Here is a 17,125-nt window from a genome sequence, read left to right as displayed (position 1 = left end):
CCGGCGGCCGGTCCGCCGCGTCAGTCCTCGATCAGCCCGTGCTCGCCCAGGTAGTCCAGCTGCGCGCGCACGGACAGCTCAGCGGCCGGCCACAGGGAGCGGTCGACATCGGAGTACACGTTCGCCACGACCTCGCCGGGCGTCCGGTGGCCGGCCTCGACGGCGGTCTCCACCTGGGCGAGCCGGTGCGCCCGGTGCGCCAGATAGAACTCCACCATCCCCTGGGCGTCGTTCAGCACCGGCCCGTGGCCCGGCAGGACCGTCGCCACCCCGTCGTCGACCGTGAGCGAGCGCAGCCGGCGCAGCGAGTCCAGGTAGTCGCCCAGCCGCCCGTCGGGGTGGGCGACCACCGTGGTGCCGCGCCCCAGGATCGTGTCGCCGGTGAGCACCGCACGGTCGGCCGGGAGGTGGAAGGAGAGCGAGTCCGCGGTGTGGCCCGGGGTGGGCACCACCCGCATCTCCAGGCCCCCGGTGGTGATGACATCGCCCGCTTCGAGCCCCTCGTCCCCCAGGCGCAGCGCCGGATCCAGCGCCCGTACGGAGGAACCGGTCAGCTCGGCGAAGCGGACGGCGCCGTCGGAGTGGTCCGGGTGACCGTGGGTCAGCAGCGTCAGCGCGACGCGCTTGCCGGCCCGCTCGGCGGTGTCGATGACGGCGCGCAGGTGGCTCTCGTCGAGCGGCCCGGGGTCGATGACGACGGCGAGGTCGGAGTCCGGCTCGGCGACGATCCAGGTGTTGGTGCCGTCCAGCGTCATCGGCGACGGGTTCGGCGCCAGGACGCAATGGGCGCGCGCGGTCGCGGGCCCCGAGAGCACTCCGCCGCGGGGCTGACCGGGAAGGGCGGCTGCGTCGGTCATGCGGGGGTCCCTCCCGAGGGGCCGGCGCCGTCCGCGGGCCCGTCGGGCACGTCGCCCCCAGGGGCACCGGTTCCGGCGTCCGTCCGTGTGATGTGCTTGGTGAACTCGTCGTGCCCCGGCCAGCTCAGCTCGATCTCGCCGCCCACGAGGCGGGCCCTGGCCAGTACGGGCGTCAGATCCTGGGCCTCCGCGGCGGCCAGCGCGTCCGCGGCGGTGGCGTACGGCTGGAGCCCGCGCAGGGTCGCGATGGTCGGCGGCATCATCAGCAGCTCACCGCGGTCGTAGCCGGCGGCCGCCTCCTCGGGCCGGATCCACACCGCGAGGTCGGCCTCCGTGGTGGCGAGGCGGGCCCCCTCCGGACCGGAGCCGGCCGGCGGCTCCTGTGGGAGGGTGCGCTGGCCCTCGGGCAGTGCGGCGACGAAGAACCAGGTGTCGTAGCGCCGTGGTTCGAACTCCGGGGTGATCCAGCGGGCCCAGGCGCCCAGCAGGTCGGAGCGCAGCACCAGGCCGCGGCGGCCCAGGAAGTCGGCGAAGGACAGCTCATGGGCGACCAGGGCGGCGCGGTCCGCCTCCCAGTCCTCGCCCGTGGTGTCCGCGACGACCGTGTCGGCCGAGGCACCGGCGAGCAGCACGCCCGCCTCCTCGAACGTCTCGCGGACCGCCGCGCAGACGATGGCCTGCGCGGTGGCCGGATCGACGCCCATACGGACCGCCCACTGGGCGCGCGACGGACCGGCCCAGGCCACCGGCCGCTCGTCACGGGGATCGACGGAGCCGCCCGGATAGGCGTACGCACCTCCGGCGAAGGCCATGGAGGTGCGTCTGCGCAGCATGTGGACGGCGGGGCCGGAGCCGGAGTCCCGCAGCAGCAGGACGGTGGCGGCCCGCCGGGGCTCGGCAGGGGTCAGCTCGCCGTTCGCGAGCGCCCGGATACGGTCCGGCCACTCCGGCGGGTACCACTGGCCATTGGTCGTGGACGACATGGCCGGATGCTATGCGCTCGCGCGCGGATGTTCGAGGGCCACTTTCGCGCCGGAGGGCCCCTGCTGACGCGGGGCCCTCCGGCGCACGGCACGCCACCACGGGGGCGGCGTCCCTACGGGTGCCTATTCGGCGATCTCGACCTGGATCTCGACCTCGACCGGCGCGTCGAGCGGCAGCACCGCCACGCCGACCGCGGACCGGGCGTGCACGCCCTTGTCGCCGAGGATCTCGCCCAGCAGCTCGCTGGCGCCGTTGAGGACGCCCGGCTGGCCGGTGAAGTCCGGCGCGGAGGCCACGAAGCCGACGACCTTGACGACCCGCTGGATCTTGTCGAGGTCGCCGATGACGGACTTCACGGCGGCCAGCGCGTTGAGCGCGCAGGTCGCGGCGAGTTCCTTGGCCTGCTCGGCGCTGACCTCGGCGCCGACCTTGCCGGTGGCCGGCAGTGCGCCGTCCACCATCGGCAGCTGGCCGGAGGTGTACACATAGGCGCCGGAGCGCACCGCGGGCTGGTAGGAGGCCAGCGGCGGCACGACCTGGGGCAGCTTCAGCCCGAGCGCCGCGATCTTGTCTTCCACCGCGCTCATGCCTGCTTCTCCCGCTTCAGGTAGGCCACCAGCTGCTCGGGGTTGTTCGGGCCCGGAACGACCTGGACCAGCTCCCAGCCGTCCTCGCCCCAGGTGTCCAGAATCTGCTTCGTCGCGTGCACGAGGAGCGGCACGGTCGCGTATTCCCACTTGGTCATGGGCCGAGCGTAATGCCTGTCCAGGGCCGCGCCGGACCCCGTCCACCCCGGCCCGCCCGCACCGGCCCCGGACGGCGTTCAGCGGCCCGGGACGCCGGGCCCCTACGGATCATCCCTGACCCGTCCCCGACGGATCGCGGGCAGATATCCGGGGCTTCCCAGGTGTATCCCGTGCGTAGCCGGGACGCGGACTGGTTAGGCTCCTTGGCGTGAGCAGGCTCCATGTCGTCAGCGGCAAGGGCGGCACCGGCAAGACCACGGTCGCCGCTGCCCTCGCCCTCGCCCTGGCCACCGAGGGTCGCCGTACCCTCCTGGTCGAGGTCGAGGGCCGGCAGGGCATTGCCCAGTTGTTCGAGACCGAAGCGCTTCCTTACGAGGAACGCAAGATCGCCGTGGGTCCGGCATCGGAAGGTGCCGCCCCGTGGGGTGCATCCGGCGCGCCGTCCGCCGGGGATCCCCCGCGCGGCAGTGGCGGGAGACGGGCGGGCGGCGAGGTCCATGCCCTCGCCATCGACGCCGAACGCGCCCTTCTGGACTACCTCCAGATGTTCTACAAGCTGGGCAGCGCGGGCCGGGCGCTGAAGAAGCTCGGCGCGATCGACTTCGCCACGACCATCGCACCGGGGCTGCGGGACGTCCTGCTGACCGGCAAGGCGTGCGAGGCGGTCCGCCGCAAGGACAAGAACGGCAAGTTCGTCTACGACGCGGTCGTGATGGACGCCCCGCCGACCGGCCGCATCACCCGCTTCCTGAACGTCAATGACGAGGTGGCCGGGCTGGCGAAGATCGGCCCGATCCACAATCAGGCGCAGGCCGTGATGCGGGTCCTCAAGTCGCCCGAGACCGCGGTGCACCTGGTCACGCTCCTGGAGGAGATGCCCGTCCAGGAGACCGCCGACGGGGTCGAGGAGCTGCGCGCCGCCGGCATCCCGGTGGGCGGCATCGTCATCAACATGACCCGCCCGGCGCTGCTGGACAACGGCGATCTCGACATCGCCGCCCGGGACGCCCGCGGCGGCGTCGCCAAGGCGCTCTCCCAGGCCGGTCTGGGCGGCGCCCGCCGCGGCGGCCTGGCGGAACGGCTGATCGACCCCTTGCTGGAGCAGGCCCGCGAACACGCCGAGCGGGTCGAGCTGGAGCGTGCCGAGCACGCCGAGCTGACCGCCCTCGGCCTGCCCACCTACGAGTTGGAGCTGCTCCCCGAGGGAGTGGACCTCGCCGGGCTCTATCACCTGGCGAGAGACCTGCGGAAACAGGGGCCCATATGACCTCGGACAACACGACGCTGGACGCCTCGGCCCCGCGGCTCGAGGTCGATGCGCTGCTCGACGACCCGCACACCCGCATCGTGGTGTGCTGCGGCTCGGGCGGCGTCGGCAAGACCACGACCGCCGCGGCGCTGGGTGTGCGCGCCGCCGAGCGCGGCCGCAAGGTCGTGGTGCTCACCATCGACCCGGCCCGCCGGCTGGCGCAGTCCATGGGCATCTCCGAGCTCGACAACGTCCCGCGTCAGGTCAAGGGCGTAGACGAGACATCGGGCGGCGAACTGCACGCGATGATGCTGGACATGAAGCGCACCTTCGACGAGATCGTCGAGGGCCATGCGGACGCCGACCGGGCCCGCGCGATCCTGGAGAACCCCTTCTACCAGTCCCTGTCGGCCGGTTTCGCGGGCACGCAGGAGTACATGGCCATGGAGAAGCTGGGCCAGCTCCGCGCGAACGACGAGTGGGACCTGATCATCGTCGACACCCCGCCGAGCCGCTCCGCGCTGGACTTCCTGGACGCGCCCAAGCGCCTGGGCTCCTTCCTGGACGGCAAGTTCATCCGGGTGCTGATGGCGCCGGCGAAGGTCGGCGGCCGGGCCGGCATGAAGTTCCTCAACGTCGGCATGTCGATGATGACCGGCACCCTCAGCAAGCTCATGGGCGGTCAACTGCTGCGCGATGTGCAGACGTTCGTGGCCGCGATGGACACCATGTTCGGCGGCTTCCGCACCCGCGCGGACGCCACCTACCGCCTGCTTCAGGCGCCCGGTACGGCGTTTCTCGTGGTGGCCGCGCCGGAGCGGGACGCCCTGCGCGAGGCGGCGTACTTCGTCGAGCGGCTGGCCGCCGAGCAGATGCCGCTGGCCGGCCTGGTGCTGAACCGTGTCCACGGCAGCGGCGCCGCCCAACTGAGCGCCGAGCGCGCGCTGGCCGCCGCGGAGGCCCTCACGGACCGTATGGCGGAGGACACCCACGCGGACCCGCCCGCGGACGCCGACGCGGAGGCCGGGTCGGCCCCGGACACCGTGGCCGGTCCCGCCGCCGACCGCACAGAAAATAATCTTGAAGCAAACGGCATTGTGGATCTCGACGGCGGGAAGGCTGGATCACGTACCGCCGGCGGCCTCTCCCCCGCTGCCGCGGCGGAGCATGTGACACCCACCTCGGCCTCAGCGGCGCAACTGGCCGCCGGGCTGCTTCGACTGCACGCAGAACGCATGCAGGTCCTCGCGCGCGAACGGCGCACGCGGGACCGCTTCACCGCGCTGCACCCCGAGGTTCCGGTGACGGAGGTCGCCGCGCTGCCCGGCGATGTCCATGACCTCGCGGGACTGCGTGCCATCGGCGACCGTCTGGCGCTGAACCCCACGGACACCGACGACTGAGCCGTACGGCGACTCGGCTGTACAACGACTCAGCCGTACGCCCACCCGGCCCGGTCGTTCACACGCCGAACCCTTCACACACCGACGAAGCGCCCGCACCACACCCCGGGCGCCGCACCACGTCTTCACCGGGCGCGCCGGATCAGCGCGCCCACCCCCATCCCTGCCTCCAACTCCGGTGCCGCGCACCGTGACTGATGGCACATCGCGTCTGTCGGACCGATCAGACCGCGCCATCAACCGAACCTTCTCGGCCGACTTCTCCCGGCCGGTGCCCGTGGCTAACCGACCGCCGCGAACTCGTCGAAGGCCTCGTCCTCACAGTCCACCGGCAGGATGCCCGTGCTGTGCTCATATTCCGTACGCGCTGTCTCCAGCAGCCGGCGCCATGACGTCACGGTCGGGCGGCGACGCAGCAGCGCCCTCCGCTCGCGTTCGGTCATTCCGCCCCACACGCCGAACTCCACCCGGTTGTCCAGGGCATCGGCCAGGCACTCCGTGCGCACCGGACACCCGGTGCACACCGCCTTGGCGCGGTTCTGGGCCGCCCCTTGAACGAACAGTTCATCCGGATCGGTAGTGCGGCAGGCTGCCTGTGCACTCCAGTCGGTTACCCAGCTCATGCTGGCGCCGTCCTCTCCCGAATCGAGGCTCCCCCACGGCGGCAAGCGGCATATTCACCGTTGCCAGTTGAGGACGTTACGGAAAGCAGGCAGGGCGCAACACCCCCTTCGGGCCCAATCTTGGATGGCCCGAACGGACTATGCGTATGCGGCAGATCACCCAACGGAGTGACCGGACGACATACGTCACTTTGCGCGCAAGACGGGACAGTTCACCGGCCTGACACGGGGTTTTCTTCGACGCCTGCGGTCACGTGGGGGTGCGTACCGCGGGGAGTGGGGGTTGACGAACTCGGGCGTAACCGTTCGGCTGTGGTAGCTGAGGACAGGCTAAACGAACACGTGCGCCCCTGTCCGGCGGATGGAGAACGTAGGCTGCCCTCATGCCTAAGAAGCGCGATGGCGGAGGTCTGTCCAAGACGCAGCAGGCCGCCAAGTTCCTCGGTGTCAGCGTCCTGGCCGGAGCGGTACTCGCCGGTCTTGCGCTCCCTGCGGCCGGGGCGCTCGGTCTGACCGCCAAGGGATCGGTCGAGGGCTTCGACGACATTCCCGCGAACCTCAAGACGCCGCCGCTCAGTCAGCGGACCAGGATTCTGGACGCGAAGGGCGGCGAGATCGCCAAGGTCTACTCCCGTGACCGCACGGTCGTCGGCCTCAAGGACATGTCGCCGTACGTCCGGCAGGCGATCGTCGCGATCGAGGACGCGCGCTTCTACGAGCACGGCGCGATCGACATGAAGGGCATCCTGCGGGCGGTCAACAAGAACGCCCAGTCGGGCGGCGTCTCCGAGGGCGCCTCGACGCTGACCCAGCAGTATGTGAAGAACGTCTTCATCGAGGAGGCCGGCGACAACGCGGACAAGGTCGCGCAGGCCACCCAGCAGACCCTCGGCCGCAAGGTCAGGGAGCTGAAGTACGCGATCCAGGTCGAGAAGGAACTGGGCAAGCGCAAGATCCTTCAGAACTACCTCAACATCACGTTCTTCGGGCAGCAGGCCTACGGCGTCGAGGCGGCCGCCCAGCGCTACTTCAGCAAGCACGCCAAGGACCTGAATCTGGAGGAGTCGGCGCTACTGGCCGGCATCGTCCAGTCGCCCACCCGCTACGACCCGGTCACCGCCCCGCAGGAGGCCACCCGGCGGCGCAACACCGTCCTCCAGCGGATGGCCGATCTGAAGGACGTCACCCAGGCGCAGGCCGACGCTGCCGCCAAGAAGCCGATCAAGCTGGCGGTCAGCCGTCCCAAGAACGGCTGCATCACCGCCACCGACGGCGCCGGCTTCTTCTGCGACTACATCCGCAAGGTGTTCCTCACCGACAAGCACTTCGGCAAGAGCCGGAAGGCCCGTCTGCAACGCTGGAACGAGGGCGGGATGACCATCCGCACCACCCTCGATCCGCAGTCCCAGAAGTCGGTCCAGGCCTCGCTGAAGGATCACGTCTACGAGGACGACCCGGTCGCCGGTGCGGCCACCCTCGTCGAGCCGGGCACCGGCAAGATCCTCGGCATGGGCCAGTCGCGCCCGTACGGCTTCGGCGAGAACCAGACCGTGATCAACCTCTCGGTCGATCACGACATGGGCGGCGGTGCCGGCTACCAGCCCGGGTCGACCTTCAAGCCGCTGATCGCGGCGGCCGCGCTGGAGCAGGGGACGAACCCGGAGCAGGAGTACCCCTCGCCGTACCGGATGCCGTACCCGAGCCCGGTGCAGACCTGCGACGGCGAGTGGCAGGGCAGCGCCATGACGCAGAACGAGAACCGGGAAGAGGTCGGCCCGTACGCCATGAAGGAGGCGACCGCGAAGTCGGTCAACACCTACTTCGTGCAGCTGATCAGCGATATGGGCATCTGCCCCGCGGTGAAGATGGCCCAGAAGATGGGCATCGAGCGGGCGGACGGCAAGCCGTTGGAGGAGGTCCCGTCGATGACGCTCGGTGTGCAGGAGATGTCGCCGCTGACCATGGCGGCCGGGTACGCCGCGTTCGCCAACGGCGGTGAGTACTGCTCCCCCGTCGCCATCGAGTCGATCACCGACGCACGCGGCCGGGCGCTGAAGGTCCCGCAGACCAGCTGCCGCAGCGCGATGTCCAAGAGGACCGCCGACACGATCAACACCCTCCTCAAGGGCGTGGTCGAGGACGGCACCGGCAAGGAAGCCGGTCTCCAGGGCCGTGACAGCGCCGGTAAGACGGGTACCAGCGACAGCCGCTACGCCGCCTGGTTCGTCGGCTACACCCCGAACGCGGCCGGTGCGGTCTGGGTCGGCGACCCGATGCACAAGCGCAAGATGTACGACATCACCATCGGCGGGGTCCCGCACGACAAGGTCTACGGCGCCGACACCCCCGGCCCCATCTGGCGCGATGCGATGAGCGGCGCCCTCGACGGCCGGCCCGCGCCCGGGCTGCCCACCGTCCCGATCGACGATCCCGCCAAGGACCGGCCCCAGGGCGACGACAAGGGCCACGGCAAGCACAAGCCCGGCCGGGGCCACGGCGGCGACAACAAGCCGGGCGGCTGGAGCATCCCGGGCTTCCCCGACATCCTGGGCGGCGGCAACGGCGGCTGGTAGGCGGCCGATTGGCCCGTACGGCAACGGCTGAGGGGCGCCCCACCACGGGGGCGCCCCTCAGCCGTCTTTCCGGGACCCGGTCCGGCCGCTCAGCCGGCCAGCAGCTTCTTCACCACGGCGGCCACCCGGCCGCCCTCGGCGCGGCCCGCCACCTGAGGATTGACGATCTTCATGACGGCGCCCATCGCCCGCGGGCCCTCGGCGCCGGCGCCCTTGGCCTCCGCCACGGCCGCCGCGACCAGCTGCTCCAGCTCGTCATCGGACAGCTGCTTGGGGAGATAGTCCGCGAGGATCTCGCCCTCGGCGCGCTCCCGCTCGGCCTGCGCGGCCCGGCCGCCCTGCTCGAAGGCTTCCGCGGCCTCCCGGCGCTTCTTCGCCTCCCGCGCGATGATCTTCTCGACCTCGCTGTCGGACAGCTCCCGTGCCTCGGTGCCCGCGACCTCCTCCTTCTGGACGGCGGTCAGCGTGAGACGGAGGGTGGAGGAGCGCAGCTCGTCGCGCGCCTTGATCGCGACGGTGAGGTCGTCCTTGAGCTTGGACTTGAGCGTGGTCATGCCGTTGAGTATGCCTCCCCCCACCGACAACCGCCGAGCCTTTTCCTCCCGGCCCGCCACGCCCGCCGCACGACGGCGCCGCTCCGCCGCTGCATCCACCCCCCGCACTCTGCGACGATGGGACGCATGCGCGCGCGATACGGAGTACCCCTGACCCTGACGGCAGTCGGCGCGGCCGGCCTGGCCTACGCCGCCGGCTTCGAAGTCCGCTCCTTCCGCCTCCGGCGCGTCACCGTGCCCGTACTGCCCCGCGGAATGCGGCCGTTGCGCGTCCTCCAGGTCTCCGACATCCACATGGTCAGCGGGCAGCGCAAGAAGCAGCGCTGGCTCCAGTCGCTCGCCGGGCTGCGCCCCGACTTCGTCATCAACACCGGCGACAACCTCTCCGACACCGAGGGCGTCCCCGAGACCCTGGACGCGCTCGGCCCGCTGATGGAGTTCCCCGGCGCCTACGTCTTCGGCTCGAACGACTACTACGGCCCCAAGCTCCGCAACCCTGCCCGCTACCTGATCGAGCGGGCCCAGGGCCGGCACGGCCTCAACGGCAACGCACCCGCGGTGGGCGTCGTCCACAACCCGTGGGAAGAACTGCGGGACGCGTTCGACGCGGCCGGCTGGGTCGGCCTGTCCAATTCCCGCGGCCGCCTGAAGCTGGAGGGCATCGAGATCGCCCTGACCGGCCTGGACGACCCGCACATCAAGCGGGACCGGTACGCCGAGGTGGCCGGCGGCCCGGAATCCGGCGCGGATCTCTCGCTGGCCGTCGTCCACGCCCCCTACCTGCGCTCGCTGGACGCCTTCACCGCCGACGGCTATCCGCTGATCCTGGCCGGTCACACCCACGGCGGCCAGCTCTGCATCCCCTTCTACGGCGCCCTCGTCACCAACTGCGACATCGACACCGACCGTGTGAAGGGCCTGTCCACCCACACCGCCGCCGGTCACACCTCGTTCCTCCATGTCTCCGCCGGCTGCGGCACCAACCGCTACACCCCGGTCCGCTTCGCCTGCCCCCCGGAGGCGACCCTGCTGACCCTGACGGCGCGGGACTGACGGCTCAGGGCCGAACTCAGGGGCGGGGCCGGGAACCGGCCCGGGGGCTCAGGGCCGAGGCCGGGCCCCTAGGAGGCGGGGACCCGGGGACGACGCGCGGATTTGCCGGATCGGGTCTCCCCGCCCGCTGATCATCCCCCCTAACGTGGAGGAATGTCCGACCCCACCCGGACCTCGCAGTCCACCCGCCACGCCACCGACCCCGCCGCTGCCGCCGCCCGCACCCCGGCCGCAGCCGTCGCCCCCACGATCCGCCGCCCCCTGGCGGCCGCCTTCCGCGCCGCCCTCGCCGCGGCCGCCCTGACGGGCCTGGTCCTCGCCGCCCTCGGCGACCCCGCCCCGGCCCACCTCCTCACCCGCTTCACCGTGCAGGCCAACCTCGCCGTGGCGCTGGTCTCCGCCGGTTCCGCCTATCGCGCCTGGACCGGCCGCCGCCCCGTGAGCCCCCGCCTCACCGGCGCGCTCCTCTGCTTCCTCGCCCTCCCCGCGCTCGTCCACTACGCCCTCCCCGCCGCCGACAGCACCGCCTTCACCCTGCCGGGCACCGGCACCCCCACCGCCGCCCAGGCCCTCTCGCACCTCCTCCTCCACGGCCTCACCCCGCTCGCCGCCCTCGCCGACTGGCTGCTGCTCACCGCCCCCCGCGGCTTCCGCCTGCCCTGCGCCTGGCAGTGGCCGGCCTACCCGCTCCTCTACCTCGCGTTCACCCTCGTCTCCCCCGCCACGGCCGGTGCCCCGCCGCCCACCGTCCCCACCGCGCTCACCCTCGCCTTGGCGGTCTTCCTGCTCCCCCTGATCGCCATCGGGATCGACCAGGTCAGGCCCTCTCCCCAGCTCCGCAGGAACCGGATTTCACCTACAGGGATCAGTCCGCTAAAGTAGAGCTCGTTGCTTCGGGGTGTAGCGCAGCTTGGCAGCGCGCTTCGTTCGGGACGAAGAGGTCGTGGGTTCAAATCCCGCCACCCCGACTGAAGGAACAACAGGTCAGGCCCGGCCTTCCGTCAAGGAAGACCGGGCCTGAGTTGTTTCCCGGGGCAGCTCGAGAGCGGGCGATGAGGGGTTCTTGACTTCGCACGGGACGGGCGCCGCCCGCTGACGCCCCTTCAAGGGCTTTTCTCTGCCCGGCAGACGCAATCTCGCATGTGATTCGGGCCACAGGTGGCGGTGTTCCCGCACTGCCTGGTCGCCCCGGCGGACTGCCCCCGGGCTCCACCTCCCCCACGGACGGGTCGGCAGAAGGCCCCTCCGGGTCGTACGGCGGGAACTACGCCGCGCCGTTCGCCACCGGTCCCTCCCCTGTGAGGACCGGTGCCGAACGGCGCGGGCGGCGGTGATCCGCGCCCCCCGTACCGGCGCGGATCCAGGAAGGGCCGGACCCGTGGTCGACGCGGCGGCAGTCCGGCGGGGACCGTTTCCACGGTTCCCTCGCGTGAGCGCGCCAGGACCCTCACCACTGGCTCGTGACTCCGGCGGAGAATGACCGCCAACGTGTCTCTGGAGTGGTCTGCGAGCGCTGCGCCGGTGAGCTGTCCGGGTGAGCCCGGTTGCTGTGCCGCTGCGAGGGGATCCTGCCAGCTGGGGGTCCCCACGGGGAGGTTCCGGTCTCAGTCGGACGGTGTCTCCACAGGTCAGGCAGCTAAGGTGAGTTTTCCGGTCCGGATGTCCAAGTGCGGGGGACGTAGGGGGTGGAAGCCTTGAGTTCCGACTCAGGGGCACGTACAGCCTTCGCGGAACGTCTCGCGCTGCTGTACAAGGAAGCCGGCAACCCTCCGCTCAAGAAGGTGGCCGAGGCGGTCGTCCGGCTCCAGCGGGTCGACGAACGAGGGCGCCCCGTACGGGTGTCCGTGCAGCGGATCAGTGACTGGCGACGGGCCAAGAACGTACCCGCTCAGTTCGCCGCGCTCGCCGCGGTGCTGCACATCCTGATTCCGCAGGCGCGACGGCTGCGGCCCACGCCGGTGTCGCCGGGCCTGTACGACCTGGCGCAGTGGCAGCGGCTGTGGGAGCGAGCGGTCGCCGGGCCGGTCGGCGAGCGTGCCGCGGGAGCGGGGCAGGAGGAGGAACGCCCTCCGGTCGACGCCGCGGCGGTGCCCGGTGTGTGCCCGTACCGGGGGCTGGCTTCGTATCGTCAGCAGGACGCCGGGTGGTTCTTCGGGCGGGAGCGGAGCACGGAGGCGCTCGTCGCGCAGCTGTGCACGGCGGAGGAGACCGGCGGCCTGGTCATGCTGGTGGGCGCCTCGGGGGCGGGAAAGTCCTCGCTGCTGAACGCCGGCTTGGTACCGGCGTTGCAGAACGGCGCACCGGGTGACGAGAACGGCCCGAAGCGGGAGGTTATCCAGTTCGTGCCGGGCGGTGATCCGCTCGCGGAGCTGGCACGCCGGATCCCTGAGCTGGCCGGGGTCATCTCCGCCGCGGCGGGCTCGGCGGCGACGGAGCCCGGTACTCCGCATTTCGCGCAGGCGGTGCGGGAGGCCGCCGCGGCATGGGCGGAACGCGAGGCGGCATCCTCCGCCGCCCGTCCGGTCGTGCTCGTGGATCAATTCGAGGAGGCCTTCACCCTCTGCTCCGACGAGGCGAGCACCCGCACCTTCATCCAGACCCTGCACGCCGCGTGCACGCCCTCCGATGCGGGCGAACCCGCCCCCGTGCTCGTCGTCCTCGGCATACGGGCCGACTTCTACGAGCAGTGCCTCGGGCATCCCGAACTGGCCGATGCGCTCCAGCACCGGCACATGGTGCTGGGGCCGCTGACCACCGCGGAGCTGCGCGAGGCGGTGACCGGCCCGGCCAAGGCCGTGGGCCTGGAACTCGAACCGGGGCTGACGGAACTCATCGTCCGGGAAGTCAGCGCCGACGGCGCGGGCGGGGCGCACGACGCGGGGGTGCTGCCGCTCCTCTCGCACGCCCTGCTCGCCACCTGGCAGCGGCGGAAGGCGGGACGGCTGACGATGTCCGGTTACCGCGCGGCGGGCGGGATCCAGGGGGCGGTGGCGGCGACCGCCGAGCGGGCCTGGTCCGGTCTCGACCCGACGGCGCGTACGGCCGCGCGGCTGCTCCTGCTCCGGCTGGTCCGGCTGGGCGAGGACACCCAGGCCACTCGCAGGCGGGGAAAGCGTCACCAGCTGGCGGATGAGTCGACGGACCCGGGCAAGACGGAGGAATCGCTCGAAGCGCTGGTGCACGCCCGGCTGGTGACCCTCGACGCGGAGGCGGTCGAGATCACCCATGAGGCGCTGCTGCACGCCTGGCCGCGCCTGCGCGACTGGATCGACGAGGACCGGAACGGCAATCTGCTGCGCCAGCGGCTGGAGGAGGACGGCCGGGCCTGGGAGGACTCGGACCGCGACACCTCCATGCTCTACCGGGGCTCCCGTCTGGAGCAGGCCCGCACCTGGGCCGACTCCGCCGGTGACACCTTTCTGACCCGCAGCGCGGTGGAGTTCCTGGCCGCCTCGGTCCGGCTGCGCAAGCGCACCGTCCTGCTGAGCCGTGGTGCGGTGGCGGCGCTGGTCGTCATGACGCTGCTGGCGGTCGGTTCGGCGGTGATCGCGCGGCAGCAGCGGGACGACACCGTTTTCGAGCAGGTGCTCGCCCAGGCCGACCGCGCCCAGTACACGGATCCGTCCCTGTCGGCGCAACTCGATCTGGTGGCCCACGGCTTGCGGCCCGACGACGCGGGCACGAACAACCGCTTGATCTCGATGGTGAACGCGCCGCTGGCCACACCGCTGCTGGGCCACACCGGCGCCGTCTACCTCACCTCGTTCAGCCCGAACGGACGGATCCTGGCCACCGCCAGCTACGACCGGACCGTGCGGCTGTGGGACGTGGCGGACCCGACGCATCCGAAACCCCTGGGCAAGCCCCTCACCGGCCACACGAGTTGGGTGAGCACCGCGGTCTTCAGCCCGGACGGCCGCACCCTCGCCAGCGCCGCGGACGACGGCACGGTCCGGCTGTGGGACGTGCGGGATCCCGCCCATCCGCACCGGCTCGGGGCGCCGTTGTCCGGTCACAACGGCACGGTCTTCCTGCTCGCCTTCAGCCCCGACGGGCAGACGCTGGCCGCCGCCGACGAGGACCACACCGTGCGCCTGTGGGACGTCCGCGATCCCCGGCGGCCGAAGGCGCTCGGTACGCTGACCGGCCCCACCGCCGCCGTACGCTCCGTGGCGTTCAGCCCCGACGGGCGGACGCTGGCAGCCGGCAGCGATGACAACATGGTCCGGCTGTGGGACGTGGCCGACCGGCGTCACCCGACGCCGATCGGCAAGGGGCTGACCGGGCACACGGACACGGTGCACTCCGTGGCCTTCAGCCCGGACGGCCATACGCTGGCCAGTGGCAGCGACGACAACACCATCAGGCTCTGGAACGTGTCCTCCCCCCGGCACGCGGCACCGCTCGGCGCGCCGCTCACCGGACACACCGGCCCCCTGTGGTCCGTGGCCTTCAGCCCCGACGGCAACATGCTCGCCGCCGGCAGCGCGGACAGCACGGCGAGCCTGTGGAACGTCAGCGATCCGGCGTACCCGTCGCAGGTCGGCGAGCCCCTCGCGGGCAGCAGCGGTGAGATGTACGCGGTGGGCTTCAGCCCCGACGGGCGGACCCTGGCCACGGGGAGCGGCGACAGCAAGGTCCGTCTCTGGTCGATTCCGACGTCCAACATGGTCGGCCGGATCGGAGCGTTCCGCCCGGACGGGCGGGTGCTCGCCACGGGTGCCCGCGACCGGAGGGTGCGGCTGTGGAACGTGCAGCGTCCCCACCGGCCCGTGGTGCTGGGCAAGCCGTTCGCGCCCGGCAAGGGCGATGTGCGTTCCCTGGCGTTCTTCCCCGACGGCCGCACCCTCGCGGTGCTGATGGGAAGCCAGGCCGTGGAGCTGTGGAACGTCACCGACCCGGCGCACCCGGTCCGCTACGGGAAACCCGCCAGGCTGCGGACCCGCTTCGTGGGCCCCGACGCGCTGGCCATCAGCCCCGACGGGCGCACGATGGCGAGCGCGTACGAGGACCACACCATCCAGCTGTGGGACGTCACCGCCCCGTCCCGCGTCCGTCCGCTCGGCGGGCCGCTCACCGGGCACAAGGGGTACGTCAACTCCCTCGTCTTCAGCCCGGACGGGCACACGCTGGCGAGTGGCAGCGCGGACGACACCGTACGGCTCTGGAACACCACCGACCCCCGTCATGCCGTCCTCTCCGGCAAGCCGCTCACCGGGCACCTGGGGCCCGTCAACGCGCTCGCCTACAGCCCGGACGGCCACACGCTGGCCAGTGGCAGCGACGACGACACCGTACGGCTCTGGAACACCACCGATCCCCGTAAGGCGACCCGGCTGGGCTCCCCGCTCATGGGCCACACCGAAGCGGTGGTGTCGCTGACGTTCAGCAAGGGCGGCCACACCCTGGCGAGTGGCGGAAACGACAACACGGTCCGGTTCTGGGACGTCACCCCGCCGTCCGGGGCCACGCCCATCGGACAATCGACGAGTCCCAACGCCAAGACCGGCAATTTCCTGTCGTTCAGTCCGCAAAGCCAGATGCTCGGAGTGTCGAGCGGGGCGGGAACCGTCCGGCTGTGGAACCTGGACGCCGACAAGGCCATTCGCCGCATTTGCTCGACCACCCGGGGCGTGCTGACACCGGAGAAATGGCGCGAGTATCTGCCCCATCTCGCGTACGCGCCCCCGTGCGACAAGTAACGGCGCCGGGCCCCTGTCGGACGGCAGGAGCCCGGCCGCCGGACGGGCCGCCCCCACCCGGCTGCGCGGCGACCGCGGCCCTCCGTTTCCCCTTCCGGCGGACCGCGCCACGTGACTCCAACCACAACTCCGCGTTCCACTTCCGCAGTTATCTCCCACTGCACGGCCGGCCTTGCTACTCTTGGCCACAGCCCGATCGCTGGTGCATCCCCCGTCGCCAGCGATCGGGTCCTTTCATGCCCTGTCCCCTCATGCCCTGTCCCCATTGCGCGGCGCTTTGCGCACCGGAAGAGACCGGAGACCCGAATTCCGGGCAAGGGGCCTCTCGGGCGAATGGTCTCGGTTTCACATACCGTTGCGGCCACTCAGGAAAGAGCACTCGGGCCGCCCGATTTCCCGCAGGGGAAAGCGGAGCTGATGGACTTCGCGGTGCTTCCCGGTGCTTCCCGGTGCTCTGAGGACGCCCGCCATTGCGGCACGTACGCCTCCTCGCCTCCACACTCGTCAACACCTCTTGAGGAGTCGTAAGGTGGGGCCGTCCGGCGGGGACGAGCCGTCCGGGCGCCAGGGAACGGAACGGTGAGCACCCATGGCAGTGGCGTACGAGCGGATCGCGGACGAGCTCCGCGCGGCCATCCGTGCGGGTGAGCTGAAGCCCGGGGACAGACTGCCGGCCGAGTCGAAGCTCGCCGAACGGTTCCGGCGCAGCGTGCCGACCATCCGCGAGGCACTCCGCGCCCTCCGGGACGAAGGGCTGATCGAGAAGCAGCACGGCCGCGGCAACTTCGTCCGCCGGCCACGCACCCCGGCACTGCGCTCGAACCTCCGCCACCAGTGGGAGAAGGGCCGGGCCCGCGAGCCGCTGGCGGAACGGGCCCAGACCGGCGCCACCGAGCACGACACCGGCCTGACCGTCGGCGACCTGGTCTTCCACGCGTCGTACCGCACGATCGAGGCGCACCGGGACCTCGCCGAAGCCTTCGGCCTCCCCGAGGGCACCGCCCTCCTCGAACGCACCTACCGCACCCGCTACGCGGCCGAGAACGCGCCCTTCAGCCTGGTGACCTCGTATCTGGTCCACGATCTGATCGCGCGGAACCCCGCTCTCCTGGACGAGGCGAACGAGCCGTGGCCCGGGGGCTCGCAGAGCCAGCTCCACAGCGTCGGCATCGAGCTCGACCGCGTCGAGGAGCGTGTCACCGCCCGCCCGCCGACGCCGGAGGAGGCCGCGGAGCTGGAACTCCCGCCCGGCACCTCGGTCCTCGCCCTCCGGAAGACCTCGATCGACCTCGACGACCGGGTCGTCGACGTCTCTGACGTCGTTCTGCCCGGCGACCGCACGGAATTGCTGTTCACCACTCCCCTGGAAAGGTGGTGAGTG

At 71.6% G+C, this 17,125-nt stretch carries 13 protein-coding genes and 1 tRNA gene; 8 read left to right on the top strand and 6 right to left on the bottom strand.

Translation table 11 applies throughout. The features are described from left to right. Positions 1–20: 20 nt before the first annotated feature. From QT196_RS21775 to QT196_RS21760, 4 genes are all read right to left on the bottom strand, one after another. Positions 21–857 (bottom strand): MBL fold metallo-hydrolase, encoded by an 837-nt coding sequence (locus QT196_RS21775; protein ID WP_168480650.1) that lies wholly within the window; start codon positions 855–857, stop codon positions 21–23. Further along, positions 854–1,840: an NUDIX hydrolase gene (locus QT196_RS21770; protein WP_168480649.1), complete on the bottom strand. Its 987-nt coding sequence runs from the start codon at positions 1,838–1,840 to the stop codon at positions 854–856. Before QT196_RS21770 ends, QT196_RS21775 begins: the two co-directional genes overlap by 4 nt. A gap of 123 nt (positions 1,841–1,963) precedes the next feature. Then, a complete protein-coding gene (locus tag QT196_RS21765; RefSeq protein WP_168480648.1) occupies positions 1,964–2,428 on the bottom strand; it encodes a RidA family protein in 465 nt (154 codons plus the stop codon). Further along, the gene (locus tag QT196_RS21760) at positions 2,425–2,586 is read right to left on the bottom strand and encodes a DUF4177 domain-containing protein (RefSeq protein WP_003975360.1); all 162 of its coding nucleotides are present in this window, start codon (positions 2,584–2,586) and stop codon (positions 2,425–2,427) included. The genes QT196_RS21765 and QT196_RS21760 overlap by 4 nt, the downstream gene beginning before the upstream one ends. A gap of 209 nt (positions 2,587–2,795) precedes the next feature. Between QT196_RS21760 and QT196_RS21755 the strand changes: the two genes are divergently transcribed. Both QT196_RS21755 and QT196_RS21750 read left to right on the top strand, forming a co-directional pair. Then, positions 2,796–3,854 carry an ArsA-related P-loop ATPase gene (locus QT196_RS21755; protein WP_168480647.1) on the top strand — a complete coding sequence of 353 codons (1,059 nt, stop codon included), beginning with the start codon at positions 2,796–2,798 and terminating at the stop codon, positions 3,852–3,854. Continuing rightward, positions 3,851–5,239: an ArsA family ATPase gene (locus QT196_RS21750; RefSeq protein ID WP_168480646.1), complete on the top strand. Its 1,389-nt coding sequence runs from the start codon at positions 3,851–3,853 to the stop codon at positions 5,237–5,239. The genes QT196_RS21755 and QT196_RS21750 overlap by 4 nt, the downstream gene beginning before the upstream one ends. Before the next feature lie 281 nt (positions 5,240–5,520). Here QT196_RS21750 and QT196_RS21745 read toward each other — a convergent pair whose 3' ends face one another. Then, positions 5,521–5,862 (bottom strand): WhiB family transcriptional regulator, encoded by a 342-nt coding sequence (locus QT196_RS21745; protein ID WP_042150566.1) that lies wholly within the window; start codon positions 5,860–5,862, stop codon positions 5,521–5,523. 383 nt (positions 5,863–6,245) lie between these two features. On the opposite strand from QT196_RS21745, the gene QT196_RS21740 reads away from it, so the two are divergent. Continuing rightward, complete coding sequence (locus tag QT196_RS21740; RefSeq protein ID WP_168480645.1) at positions 6,246–8,435, top strand: transglycosylase domain-containing protein; 2,190 nt, start codon at positions 6,246–6,248, stop codon at positions 8,433–8,435. Positions 8,436–8,524: 89 nt separating this feature from the next. Here QT196_RS21740 and QT196_RS21735 read toward each other — a convergent pair whose 3' ends face one another. Beyond that, positions 8,525–8,989 carry a GatB/YqeY domain-containing protein gene (locus tag QT196_RS21735; RefSeq protein ID WP_168480644.1) on the bottom strand — a complete coding sequence of 155 codons (465 nt, stop codon included), beginning with the start codon at positions 8,987–8,989 and terminating at the stop codon, positions 8,525–8,527. 126 nt (positions 8,990–9,115) lie between these two features. Between QT196_RS21735 and QT196_RS21730 the strand changes: the two genes are divergently transcribed. The 5 genes from QT196_RS21730 (at position 9,116) to QT196_RS21710 (ending at position 17,122) form a co-directional block, all read left to right on the top strand. Next, the gene (locus tag QT196_RS21730) at positions 9,116–10,042 is read left to right on the top strand and encodes a metallophosphoesterase (protein ID WP_190143704.1); all 927 of its coding nucleotides are present in this window, start codon (positions 9,116–9,118) and stop codon (positions 10,040–10,042) included. Positions 10,043–10,195: 153 nt separating this feature from the next. Then, positions 10,196–10,924, top strand: coding sequence for a Pr6Pr family membrane protein (locus QT196_RS21725; protein ID WP_168480642.1), 729 nt, complete (start codon positions 10,196–10,198; stop codon positions 10,922–10,924). Positions 10,925–10,936: 12 nt separating this feature from the next. After that, positions 10,937–11,010 (top strand) — tRNA-Pro (locus QT196_RS21720). 717 nt (positions 11,011–11,727) lie between these two features. After that, positions 11,728–15,744 (top strand): hypothetical protein, encoded by a 4,017-nt coding sequence (locus tag QT196_RS21715; RefSeq protein ID WP_290355470.1) that lies wholly within the window; start codon positions 11,728–11,730, stop codon positions 15,742–15,744. A 589-nt stretch (positions 15,745–16,333) separates the two neighbouring features. After that, positions 16,334–17,122: a GntR family transcriptional regulator gene (locus QT196_RS21710; RefSeq protein ID WP_168480640.1), complete on the top strand. Its 789-nt coding sequence runs from the start codon at positions 16,334–16,336 to the stop codon at positions 17,120–17,122. Positions 17,123–17,125 lie beyond the last annotated feature (3 nt).

It is taken from the genome of Streptomyces sp. P9-2B-2, assembly GCF_030406865.1.
GTDB lineage: Bacteria > Actinomycetota > Actinomycetes > Streptomycetales > Streptomycetaceae > Streptomyces > Streptomyces platensis.
This window is presented reverse-complemented; position numbering and strand designations above follow the sequence as displayed.

Coding starts and splice junctions, on each gene's coding strand:
- QT196_RS21775 (WP_168480650.1), bottom strand. CDS start 857: ATGACCGACGCAGCCGCCCTTCCCGGTCAGCCCCGCGGCGGAGTGCTC.
- QT196_RS21770 (WP_168480649.1), bottom strand. CDS start 1,840: ATGTCGTCCACGACCAATGGCCAGTGGTACCCGCCGGAGTGGCCGGAC.
- QT196_RS21765 (WP_168480648.1), bottom strand. CDS start 2,428: ATGAGCGCGGTGGAAGACAAGATCGCGGCGCTCGGGCTGAAGCTGCCC.
- QT196_RS21760 (WP_003975360.1), bottom strand. CDS start 2,586: ATGACCAAGTGGGAATACGCGACCGTGCCGCTCCTCGTGCACGCGACG.
- QT196_RS21750 (WP_168480646.1), top strand. CDS start 3,851: ATGACCTCGGACAACACGACGCTGGACGCCTCGGCCCCGCGGCTCGAG.
- QT196_RS21745 (WP_042150566.1), bottom strand. CDS start 5,862: ATGAGCTGGGTAACCGACTGGAGTGCACAGGCAGCCTGCCGCACTACC.
- QT196_RS21740 (WP_168480645.1), top strand. CDS start 6,246: ATGCCTAAGAAGCGCGATGGCGGAGGTCTGTCCAAGACGCAGCAGGCC.
- QT196_RS21735 (WP_168480644.1), bottom strand. CDS start 8,989: ATGACCACGCTCAAGTCCAAGCTCAAGGACGACCTCACCGTCGCGATC.
- QT196_RS21730 (WP_190143704.1), top strand. CDS start 9,116: ATGCGCGCGCGATACGGAGTACCCCTGACCCTGACGGCAGTCGGCGCG.
- QT196_RS21725 (WP_168480642.1), top strand. CDS start 10,196: ATGTCCGACCCCACCCGGACCTCGCAGTCCACCCGCCACGCCACCGAC.
- QT196_RS21710 (WP_168480640.1), top strand. CDS start 16,334: ATGGCAGTGGCGTACGAGCGGATCGCGGACGAGCTCCGCGCGGCCATC.